At 28.4% G+C, this 12134-nt stretch carries 12 protein-coding genes; all 12 read left to right on the top strand.

What is annotated here, in order from left to right; genetic code table 11:
* Positions 1-116 precede the first annotated feature (116 nt).
* Positions 117-968 (top strand): DHH family phosphoesterase, encoded by an 852-nt coding sequence (locus tag A500_RS14935; protein WP_016208401.1) that lies wholly within the window; start codon positions 117-119, stop codon positions 966-968.
* 66 nt (positions 969-1034) lie between these two features.
* On the top strand, positions 1035-1553 hold the full coding sequence (locus A500_RS14930; protein ID WP_016208400.1) for an adenine phosphoribosyltransferase: 519 nt from the start codon (positions 1035-1037) through the stop codon (positions 1551-1553).
* A 100-nt stretch (positions 1554-1653) separates the two neighbouring features.
* Positions 1654-3846: a RelA/SpoT family protein gene (locus A500_RS14925; RefSeq protein WP_016208399.1), complete on the top strand. Its 2193-nt coding sequence runs from the start codon at positions 1654-1656 to the stop codon at positions 3844-3846.
* Positions 3847-3858: 12 nt separating this feature from the next.
* Positions 3859-4308 carry a D-aminoacyl-tRNA deacylase gene (gene dtd / locus A500_RS14920; RefSeq protein ID WP_016208398.1) on the top strand — a complete coding sequence of 150 codons (450 nt, stop codon included), beginning with the start codon at positions 3859-3861 and terminating at the stop codon, positions 4306-4308.
* Positions 4309-4321: 13 nt separating this feature from the next.
* Complete coding sequence (locus A500_RS14915) at positions 4322-4924, top strand: MBL fold metallo-hydrolase (RefSeq protein ID WP_016208397.1); 603 nt, start codon at positions 4322-4324, stop codon at positions 4922-4924.
* A gap of 11 nt (positions 4925-4935) precedes the next feature.
* The gene (locus A500_RS14910; protein WP_016208396.1) at positions 4936-6360 is read left to right on the top strand and encodes a coproporphyrinogen III oxidase; all 1425 of its coding nucleotides are present in this window, start codon (positions 4936-4938) and stop codon (positions 6358-6360) included.
* Between the two features lie 13 nt (positions 6361-6373).
* Positions 6374-7621 (top strand): histidine--tRNA ligase, encoded by a 1248-nt coding sequence (hisS, locus tag A500_RS14905; protein ID WP_016208395.1) that lies wholly within the window; start codon positions 6374-6376, stop codon positions 7619-7621.
* Between the two features lie 16 nt (positions 7622-7637).
* Complete coding sequence (gene aspS, locus A500_RS14900) at positions 7638-9422, top strand: aspartate--tRNA ligase (RefSeq protein ID WP_016208394.1); 1785 nt, start codon at positions 7638-7640, stop codon at positions 9420-9422.
* Positions 9423-9580: 158 nt separating this feature from the next.
* A complete protein-coding gene (locus A500_RS14895) occupies positions 9581-9955 on the top strand; it encodes a GntR family transcriptional regulator (protein ID WP_016208393.1) in 375 nt (124 codons plus the stop codon).
* A 2-nt stretch (positions 9956-9957) separates the two neighbouring features.
* Positions 9958-10809: an ABC transporter ATP-binding protein gene (locus A500_RS14890; RefSeq protein ID WP_083935707.1), complete on the top strand. Its 852-nt coding sequence runs from the start codon at positions 9958-9960 to the stop codon at positions 10807-10809.
* Between the two features lies 1 nt (position 10810).
* Positions 10811-11437: an ABC-2 transporter permease gene (locus A500_RS14885; RefSeq protein WP_016208391.1), complete on the top strand. Its 627-nt coding sequence runs from the start codon at positions 10811-10813 to the stop codon at positions 11435-11437.
* Positions 11438-11533: 96 nt separating this feature from the next.
* Positions 11534-12134 (top strand): GNAT family N-acetyltransferase (locus tag A500_RS14880; protein ID WP_016208390.1); only part of this gene is annotated, 601 nt, incomplete at its 3' end.

The following is a 12134-nucleotide window of genomic DNA, read 5'->3' as shown; positions in this document are numbered from 1 at the left end:
TTAAACCTCCGAAATATTTTGGAGGTTTATTATTTTTTTCTTAGAAAACATTTGTAATATTGGAGATTTTACATTATAATATATGTGTTTTCTTAAGTTTTATGGAGGAGTTTATAATGCGTAAGTTTTGGGAGAGTATTTATAGTCCAAATTATATTACTGGATATAATCCCTTTATACTTAAAAATATGAATAAAGCTATTGAGCATATGGTAGAGGCTATAAATAATAGAAAGAAGATAGTTATTTATGGAATACCTAATGTAGATGGATTATGTGCTATAGCATCTTTAAGTTTAGTATTAAAATATTTAAATGCAGATATAGAATATATAATTCATGACGAAGATTCTAGTTTAGGAATTACCTCAGAAGATATAATTGATAATGTCAGTTTTCTAGGAGGGCAGCTTTTAATAACATTAGGTATAGATTTAAGCTCAGAAAAGGAAGAAAAGCTTTGTAGGGATCTTGGGATAGATTTGATAGTTTTGGAAAATAAAGAAGTTAACGTTGAAAGAAATTACATATACATAAATCCAAATCAAAAAGGTTGCCAGTATAGGTATAAAAATTTATCTATTAGTGGTTTGACCTTTAAATTGATGCAAGCAATTGCAATATACTATAACATAAAAAGTATAAATAAGTATTTAGATTTAATACTTATAGGCGAACAATGGGCAGAAGTACCCTTAAAAGGTGAAAATGGTGTGATTTTAAAAGAAGGTAGAAAATTTTTAATTAATACTAATAATTATGGATTAAGAGCGGTTATGGATCACTATAATATAGTGGAAATGGATGAGGAGTGCATATTAAAAATAATAGAAGTTATTACTCCTACAATAAATGTAGTTAGAATGATGGATAATGCACGTATAATTATAGAACTTTTAACCACCAATAAAAAAGATAGAGCAGAACAAATAACTAAATATTTAAATAAATCTAGGATAACTATATAATTAATTTAATAAATACTGTAGTATAATATTTGTATAGTTTATAATTTTAGTAATGGAGGATTTATCATGGATCTAAAAGAAAGAATAAGAGTAATTGAAAATTTCCCAAAGGAAGGAATAAGCTTTAAGGATATAACAACTGTTATTGGAGATGGCGAGGCATTAAAGTACTCAATTGATAAAATGGTGGAGCATTTAAAAGATAAGAATATCGATTTAATAGTTGGACCAGAAGCAAGAGGATTTATTTATGGAGTACCTGTTGCATATGCTATGGGGATAGGATTTGTTCCAGTAAGAAAACCAGGGAAATTACCAGGAGAAACAGTATCAATAACTTATGATTTAGAATATGGTAGTGATACATTACAAATACACAAAGATGCTATAAAAAAAGGACAAAGAGTTGCTATAGTTGATGATTTGTTAGCTACAGGTGGTACTATTGATGCAGTAGCAAAACTTGTAGAAATGGCTGGTGGAGAAGTAATATGTTTAGATTTTGCTATTGAACTTACAGGTTTAAGAGGAAGAGATAAACTTGAAAAATATGAAGTTATGTCATTAGTTGATTATGAGTTCTAATATTGTTGAAATATGAAATTAAATATTATATAATAAAAGAAAATGGCTGGTTGTTAAAACCAGCCAATTATTTTAGACTTAATCGAAGGAGATTACCCATATGTATGAAAGCCTATTACAAAAAATAAATGAAAATTGTAATAACATAGATACAGACATAGTAAAAAAAGCACATGATTTAGCATGTGATGCTCATAAAAACCAAAAAAGAGAATCAGGTGAGCCGTATATAACTCATCCTATAGATGTAGCTGAAATATTAGCTGAGATGGGTATGGATACAAGTACAATAGTAGCAGGGCTCTTGCATGACGTTATAGAAGATACGGATTATACATATGATGATATAAAAAATATTTTTAATGAAGAAATTGCATACTTGGTTCAAGGAGTTACAAAGCTTGGTAAAATAGAATATAAGACAAAAGAAGAGCAGCAAGCTGATAATGTTAGAAAAATGCTTTTAGCTATGGCAAAAGATATTAGGGTAATAATTATAAAGCTAGCTGACAGACTACATAACCTTAGAACTTTAAAATACATGCCAAAGGAAAAACAAAAACAAAAGGCAAAAGAAACTTTAGATATTTACGCTCCACTTGCTCATAGGTTAGGTATATCCAAGATTAAGTGGGAACTTGAAGATTTAGCTTTTAGATATCTACATGAAGAAGAATATTATGATTTAGTAAAGCAAATAGCAGAAAAAAGAGTAGAAAGAGAAACTTATATTTCGGAAATAATAGAAGATTTACATAATAAATTAGAGGAATCTGAAATAGATTCTGATATAGACGGAAGGCCAAAACATTTTTATAGTATATATAAAAAAATGGTTAATAAAAATAAAAGTATAGAACAAATATTTGATTTAACAGCAATAAGAATTTTAGTAAACACAGTTAAAGATTGTTATGGAGTACTTGGGATAGTTCATACAATATATAAACCTATTCCAGGAAGGTTTAAAGACTATATAGCCATGCCTAAACCTAATATGTATCAATCACTACATACTACCGTGATAGGACCTCAAGGTAAAACTTTTGAAATACAAATTAGAACCTTTGAGATGCATAAAACTGCGGAATATGGTATAGCAGCGCATTGGAAATACAAGGAAGGGGATACGCAGGAAGATAAAGAAAAGTCCTTTGAAAATAAACTTGCTTGGCTTAGAGATATGCTTGAATGGCAAAAAGAAACTTCCGATGCTGAAGAATTTATAGAAGGATTTAAGATAGATTTATTTACAGATGAAATATTTGTATTTACCCCTAAGGGAGTTGTAATAAATCTACCAAGTAAAGCAACTCCAATAGATTTTGCTTATAGAATACATACAGATATAGGAAATAGATGTGTTGGGGCAAAAGTCAACGGAAAAATAGTACCACTTGATTATAGCTTAAAAACTGGTGAAATTGTAGAAGTATTAACATCTAAAAATGCTAAAGGTCCTAATATGGATTGGTTAAGCATGGCAAAGAGTAATCAGGCTAAAAGTAAAATAAGACAATGGTTTAAGAAAATTAAAAAGGAAGAAAATATAGATAAAGGAAAAGAAATCTTTGAAAAAGAACTAAAGAAACAAGGAGTAATTTATTCGGAAATTGCAAAAGGAGAAGCATATGATAAATTAGTTAAAAGATATAATATTCATAGCATGGAAGACTTATATGCTGCAATAGGAGTAGGTCAAATCGCAGCATCATCTTATATATCTAAATTAAAAGAAGAAAATATAGTTGAAAAGCAAAGTATAGAAACTGTAAATAAATCAATTGATGATCATATAACTAAGGCTGAGAAATCAAACAATAACAGAAAATCAACTTCAAATGATTATGGAGTAACAGTTAAGGGTGTAAATAACCTTATGGTTAGATTTGCAAAGTGCTGTAACCCTGTTCCAGGAGATGAGATACTTGGATATATAACAAAAGGAAGAGGTATTTCAGTTCATAGAACTGATTGTAGTAACTTAAAAGCATTAATAGACTATGATGATGGAAAAGTTGTAGAAGTTTCATGGGGAGCTTCAAAAGGAACTGCATATGTAGCTGAAATGCAAGTTAGAGCAGAAGATAGAATAGGTATATTATCAGATATAATGACAATAATAACTGAAGCTAAATTACCTCTTAATGCATTAAATGCAAAATCATCAAAAGGGAATATAGCTGTAATAAATATAAAGGTAAAAATAGATTCTATTGAGCAGCTAAAAGAGCTTATGAGAAAAATAAGAAGACTAAAAGGTGTAATGGATGTATATAGAATGAATAACTAGAGAGGTAAGTATATGAGAGCAGTAGTTCAGAGAGTAGCATCATCTAAAGTTATAGTTGATGAAAAGATAATTGGGTCAATTAATAAGGGACTTAATATACTAATAGGTATATCCAAGGAAGATACTGAAGAGGATTTACTATATATTAAAGAAAAAGTAATTAACTTAAGAATATTTGAAGATGAAGCTGATAAAATGAACTTATCACTTTTGGATGTAAAAGGTGAAATTTTAGTAATTTCTCAATTTACCCTTTATGGGGATTGTAGAAAAGGTAGAAGACCCAATTTCATGGAAGCAGAAGGTGGAGAAAAAGCAAAAGTTTTATATAAAAGGTTTGTTGAATTATTAAGAGAATCAAATTTGAAAGTTGAAACTGGTGAATTTGGTGCCCATATGAAAGTAGATATTCAAAATGATGGACCTGTGACTTTGATGTTAGATAGCAAGAAGAACTTTTAAAAGGAGGATAACTATGATAGTAAAAACATATCCGCTTGGATCATTGCAAACAAATTGTTATTTAGTTATAGATGAAAAAACAAATAAAGCAGCCGTAATAGACCCAGGTGCAGAAGCAAGTTATTTAATTAAAGAAATTGAAACTTTAGGAGTTGAAATAGGAGTTATTCTTTTAACTCATTGTCATTTTGATCACAATGGAGCTGTAGAAGAATTAAAAGATAAATATAAAGTAGATGTTTATCTTAATAAAGCAGACGAAGAGTATATGGAGATGGATTCTTCAGGGATTTTTGGTAGATTACCAAAGATATATAAATATATAAATGAAGGTGATGAAATAAAAGTTGGAGAATTAGCATTTAAAGCACTATTCACACCAGGACACACAAAAGGTGGAACTTGCTACTTAGTAGAGAATAAAGTATTTACTGGAGACACTTTATTCAATGGTTCAATAGGTAGAACAGACTTCTTAGGTGGCAGTTATAATGAGCTTATAGAAAGTATAGAAACTAAGCTTATGGTACTTGATAATGACGTAGAAGTTTACCCAGGACATGGACCAAAATCTACTATTATATTTGAAAGGATGAGAAATCCCTTCCTAGCATAAGAGGAGAATAAATGGAATTAAAGATTAAGTTAAATAATTTAAAATATAGATATGACGTATATCAAATGTTTAATATATATTATGCACTTGACGAAATTAAGTTTGAGGAAGATGGTAACTATATAATAAATATAGAAGAAGATAAAATATCATTTTCATTTAATGATTTTTATAGAGAATGTAATGTTTTAGAAAATATAAAAGAAGATATTAAGAGGTTAATTTTTTCTTCATTGAAAGAAATAACGTGCGATTACTATCCATGGGGGATACTTGTAGGAATAAGACCTTCCAAAATAGCTTTAAAGTACTTAGAAGAAGGAAAAAGTGAAAAGGAAATAATAGATTTATTTGCAAAGAAACATTTAGCTTCGGAAGAAAAAGCTAAGCTTTGCATAAAAGTAGCTAAAAAGGAACAGGAGCTTGTAAATAAAGATGAAAAGAGTATTGCAATTTATATTGGAATGGCATTTTGTCCGACAAGATGTTTTTATTGTTCCTTTACAGCTAATCCTATAGGTAGTAATAAAAAATTAGTTAATCCTTATTTAGAAGCGTTAGCATATGAAATAAGAGAAATGAAAAAGTATGTTAATGAGAGAAATCTAAAAATAGAAAGTGTTTATTTTGGTGGGGGAACTCCAACAGCAGTAAATAATGAAGAGTTTGAAGATATTATGAAAGAAATTTATAATGCTTTCGTATTAGATAAAGAAATACTTGAGTTTACTGTAGAATGTGGAAGACCGGATAGTATAACTTTAGAAAAGCTTCAAACTATGAAAAAATATAACACTACTAGAATAAGTATTAATCCTCAAACAATGAATGATGACACATTAAAAATGATTGGTAGAGGACATACATCAAAAGATGTTATAGATAAATTTAATTTAGCTAGAAATTTAGGCTTTGATGATATAAATATGGATATGATAATAGGATTACCTGGTGAAGGGATAAAAGAAGCAGAATATACTGCAAATGAAATCTTAAAACTAAGACCAGATAGTTTAACTGTCCATGGATTATCTTTAAAAAGAGCATCTATTCTTTATGAAAATTTCATTTTAAAAAAAGGCATACAAATAAAGAAGCAAGATGAACTTTCATTAATGTATGAAGTAAGTAGAAATTTAGCTAAAAGTTTAAATATAGAGCCGTATTATATGTATAGACAAAAAAATATGGTTGGCAATATGGAGAATTTAGGCTATTCTAAAGAAGGCAAAGAATGCTTATATAACATACAAATGATAGAAGATAAGCAAACTATAATAGCTTTAGGGGCAGATGCCGTATCAAAAGTAGTCTTTCTAGAAGAAAATAGAATTGAAAGATTTGGAAATGTTAAAGATATTAGAGAGTACACAAGTAGAATTAAGGAAATGGTAGAGGAAAAGATAAAACTTTTAGATGAACTTTACCTTAAATAGGAGGAGATATTTTATGGAAATCCAAGCACCTAAGGGTACGAAGGATATGCCACCTCAAGATGCATATAAATGGCATTATGTAGAGGGGGTTTTAAGAGATGTTTCAAAATCATATGGGGTAAGAGAAATAAGAACTCCAATGTTTGAACATACAGAATTATTTTTAAGAGGTGTTGGAGAAACAACTGATATAGTGCAAAAAGAAATGTATACTTTCAATGATAAAGGTGATAGAAGTATTACTTTAAAACCAGAAGGTACAGCACCAACAGTAAGAGCTTTCATAGAAAATAGATTATTTAATGAAGCTCAGCCAACAAAGTTATACTACATAATACCTTGTTTCAGATATGAAAATGTTCAAAAAGGAAGACTTAGACAATTCCATCAATATGGAGTTGAAGTTTTTGGTTCAAAAGAAGCTTCAATTGATGCTGAAGTAATTTCATTAGCTATGGAATCATTAAAAAAATTAGGGCTTAAAAGTTTAAGTTTAAATATAAACAACTTAGGATGTCCTAAATGTAGACCTAAATATAATGAAGCACTTAAAAGATATCTTGAAGAAAATTATGATAATCTTTGTGGAATTTGTAAAACTAGATTTGAAAAAAATCCAATGAGAATTCTTGATTGCAAAGAAAAAAGTTGTAATGAAATAACTAAGCATGCTCCAATTATATTAGATTATATATGTGAAGAGTGTGATTCTCACTTTACTGAAGTTAAAAATTATTTAGATGCTTTAAAAATACAATATAAAGTAGATCCAGGTATAGTTAGAGGATTAGATTATTATACAAAGACTATATTTGAAATATTAAATGATGATTTTACAGTTTGTGGCGGCGGAAGATACGATAAGCTTATAGAAGAAATTGGTGGACCAGAAATGCCAGCTGTAGGATTTGGATTAGGTTTAGAAAGACTTATAATGACTTTAGAAAAAGAAGGTATAGAAATTCCAAATGAAGGATTAGTTGATCTTTATATAGGTGCTAGAGGGGAAGCAGCTAAGACAAGTGCTTTTGTATTAGCTAATAAACTTAGAGCTATTGGTATAAAGACAGAAATAAATCATATGGGAAGAAGTATAAAGGCAGAAATGAAATATGCAAATAAGATAGGTTCAGCCTTTACTACAATTTTAGGTGATGACGAGCTTCAAAATAAGACACTAAAGCTTAAAAGAATGAGTGATGGTGAGCAATTTGAAGTGAGTTTAGATAATATAGAAGAAATAGCAAAACTTGTAAAATAGTTAGGAGGAAGAAAAAATGGGTGAAGCTTTAGGTGGCTTAAAAAGAACCCTAATGTGTGGAGAAGTTAGAGAAAATAACGTATCACAAAAAATCACATTAATGGGTTGGGTGCAAAGAAATAGAAAATTAGGAGGTCTACAATTTATTGACCTTAGAGATAGAACAGGAATAATGCAAATAGTATTTGGGGAAGCAATAAATGCTGAGGCTTTTGAAAAAGCTAAAGATGTTAGACCTGAATATTGTATAGCAGTTACTGGTGAAGTAGTTTTAAGAGAAGCTCCTAATCATAATATGCCAACAGGATTAGTAGAGCTTAAGTGTGAAAGTTTAAAAATTCTTTCAGAATCAGATACACCTCCAATATATATAAAGGAAGGATTAGATGCTGCTGAAAGTATAAGATTAAAATATAGATATTTAGATCTTAGAAGACCAGATATGCAAAGAATATTCATGATTAGAAATAGAATTTCTAAATCAGTTCGTGATTATCTAGACGATAATAACTTTTTAGAAGTAGAAACTCCAATGCTTACTAAGAGTACTCCAGAAGGAGCTAGAGATTATCTTGTACCTTCTAGAAACTATCCTGGAATGTTCTATGCGCTTCCACAATCACCACAAATTTTCAAACAATTATTAATGGTATCAGGATTTGATAGATATTATCAAATCGTAAAATGTTTTAGAGATGAAGATTTAAGAGCAAATAGACAACCAGAATTTACTCAAATAGATTTAGAAATGAGTTTTGTTGAACAAGAAGATGTTATTAAAATGAATGAAGGTTTAATAGCTCATGTATTTAAAGAAGTAGCAGGAGTAGATGTTAAATTACCAATAAAGAGAATGACATTTAAAGATGCTATGGAAAAATACGGTTCAGATAAACCAGATTTAAGATTTGAAATGGAAATAACTAATATTACAGAAGACGTTAAGGATATGGATTTTGTAGTATTTAAATCAGCAATAGAAGCTGGTGGTTCAGTAAGAGCTCTTTGCTTAAAAGGTGGAGCAGATCTTGGAAGAAAGCCAATAGACAAATTAGGTGAATTTGTTAAGACATATAAGGCTAAAGGTCTTGCATGGATTCAATTAAAAGAAGATGGAGTTAAGTCTTCTATTGCTAAGTTCTTAACTGACGATGTTACAAACTCAATAGTTAAAACTATGGGAGCAGAAGTTGGAGATGCTATATTTATAGTTGCTGATAAGAATTCAGTAGTATTCCAAAGCTTAGGAGCACTAAGATTAGAGCTTGCTAAACAATTTGACTTAATAAAAGACAAAAATGAATTTAATTTTACTTGGATTACAGAATTCCCATTATTTGAATATGATGAAGAAGAAGGAAGATATCATGCGGCACATCATCCATTTACATCACCTATGGATGAGGATTTAGATATGTTAGAAACAAATCCAGGAGAAGTAAGATCAAAGGCATATGATTTAGTCTTAAATGGTGAAGAATTAGGTGGAGGATCTATAAGAATACATGATTCGAATCTTCAACAAAGAATGTTTAAAGCATTAGGATTTACAGAAGAATCAGCGCAAGAAAGATTTGGTTTCTTAATAGATGCATTTAAATTTGGACCACCACCACATGGAGGTTTAGCTTTTGGGCTTGATAGAATGGTAATGTTCTTAGCTGGAACGGAAAATATAAAGGATGTTATTACATTCCCTAAAAATCAAAACGCTTATTGTTATTTAAGTGAAGCACCTAACATAGCAGATGAAAAACAATTACAAGAGTTAGGTATTTCAATAAATGTAAAAGAAAAGTAATTAAAAATTATAATAACATAGAAGAACAAAAAACTGATTTGCTTGGAAAATCAGTTTTTTATTTTAAGTTTTTAGAAGATATTGACATCAAAGTGTATATAAGTTATTATATGTATATAGATAATATATACACTACATACACACTTGGAGGTGAGAATTTGAATATATTAATTAGCAATTCCTCACAAGTTCCTTTATATGAACAAATTGAAAGCCAGATAAAGACCCAAATTATTAACTTAACTTTAAAGCCTGGAGAAGCACTACCTTCAATACGAACATTAGCTAAGGAATTAAAAGTAAGTATAATCACTACTAAGAGAGCTTATGAAGAACTTGAAAAAGAAGGATTTATTAAAACTGCTGTAGGAAAAGGTACTTTTGTAGCAGAGGCAAATAATGAACGACTTAAAGAAGTAGCTATGTTTGAAATTGAGAACAAATTAGAAGAAGCAATAATTTCTGCAAAAGCTATTGGATTAACATTAGAAGAAGCATTAGAGATATTTAAGAATTTATATGAGGAGGTATAATGGTGGAAGCAATTGAAATTAAAAATTTAAAAAAAGAATATAAGAATTTCAAATTGAATATAGAAGAGTTAAAAGTAAGAGAAGGTTTTATAACAGGCTTTATTGGTCCAAATGGTTCAGGTAAGACGACTACTATAAAAGCTATAATGAATATGATTAAATATGATGAAGGAGAAATATTAGTTTTAGGAGAAAATATTTCTGATAATCATAAAGTAAAAGAATCAATAGGTTTCGTTGGTGATGTATGTGGGTTTTTAGAAGAAAGTAAATTAAGAAATATAAAGACTTCTGTATCTAAATTTTATACTAATTGGGATGAAAATTTATATAACAGATTAATCAATAAATTCAATATAAACGAAACTTTAGTTTATGGAAAACTATCTAAAGGACAAAAGAAACAATTTGAATTAGCAATGGCATTATCTATAAAACCTAAAATTATAATGATGGATGAGCCTACGGCTAGTTTAGATCCAATTGTAAGAAGTGAATTTTTAGAGTTATTACAAGAAGAGATGGAGAAGGAGAATCTTACAATATTTTATTCAACCCATGTAACTAGTGATTTAGAGAAATGCGCAGATTATATTGTATTTATATACAAAGGAAAAGTTATATTATATGGAGAAAAAGATGAAATTTTAGAAAAGCACTCCATAATAAAAGGAAAGAAAGAACTTTTAGATAATGAAACAAGAAAATATCTTATTTCTATTAAAGCTAATGGGTTTGGATTTGAAGGTTTAACATCAAATAAAAAAGAAGCTTTTGAGATATTTGGAAATGAGGTTATTTACGAAAAACCAACTTTAGAAGATATTATGCTTTATTATACTAGGAGGAATTAAAATGAGAAGAATATTAAATTTATTATTTTTACAGTTTCAAACAGTATTGGCACTAAAGAAATATATGGCTTTAATAATTTTTATGGGAATATTTTTAGGTGCTGTAAATCCTCAAATGATAACTTTTAGTGGTGCGCTTTTTATAATGGCTACATGTTATAGTACTGCATTTTATGAGGAAAAAAGTAAAGTGAATTATTTAATATATTCTTTACCAGTAAAGCCAAAAGAGTATATATTATCAAGATATATATTTGTAGCTATTAATACAATGATAGCTACCATAATATCATCAGTTCTATACACAGGCTTAATTTCCTTAAATATAGTTACAATAAATGAAATTGGTTCATTAAGGTCATTGATTTATACAATGATAGCTATAGGTGTTTTTATGATGGCTATATTAATTCCATTGGAATTAATACTAGGATTTGAGAAGGGCAGGATAGCAATTGTATTTTTAGCAGTTTTTCCAATGGTATTTTCAACAGAATTAATGAAATATTTACCTAATATAAATTTTGGAATATTAATAGTAAAGGTATTAGTTGTTCTTTGTATATTTACATTAATTTTAGCATCATATTTTATTACTTCAAATATATATGATAAAAAGGATATTTAATAAAATAAGAAAAATTTCATATATTAGATTTTTAATAGAACCTAACTAATTTTCAACTCATATATTTTATTAAGAGAAAATTTAGCAGGTGAAATAATGAAAGTAGAGTTTATAGATAAGAAAAATTTTAATGAAATAGTAGAAGAATTAAAAGACTTATATAAAGTCTGTTTTAACAAAGAAGTAAGTGCAGAATATTTTTCATGGATATATTTAAATAATCCTATAGATGATTTAATTTTTTGCTTAGCAGTAGAAAATGACAAAATTATTGGTGGTTATTCAGTTGTACCTATAAGTATAGTTATAAATAATGAAATTATAAAATCAGGAATATCTATGCCTTTACTTATTAAACCAGAGTTTAGAAATAATGGATTATCTACTAAAATTGGAATAAAAGTCTATGAAGAGTTAAAAAGAAAAAATTATGATTTTATATTAGGATTTCCTAGTGAAATAGCTCATCATAAATTAGTTAAGAAGTTTGGATTTGAAAATATATATGAAATACCAACTTTAAAGTTAGTGGTGAAGGATAAAGATATATATCATATAAATAGGTGTGATATTCAAAAAATAGATATAGATAATGATTTTACTTTTGACTATTCGCTATTAATAAATAAAAAGGATAGCAAAATAAAAGTTTATAAAGATTTAAATTATTTAAAATGGATGTTTAAGAAAAATAAAA

Source organism: Clostridium sartagoforme AAU1, assembly GCF_000401215.1.
Classification (GTDB): Bacteria; Bacillota; Clostridia; order Clostridiales; family Clostridiaceae; genus Clostridium; species Clostridium sartagoforme.
The sequence above is the reverse complement of the archived record's forward strand: the minus strand, read 5'-3'. Positions and strand labels throughout refer to the sequence as shown.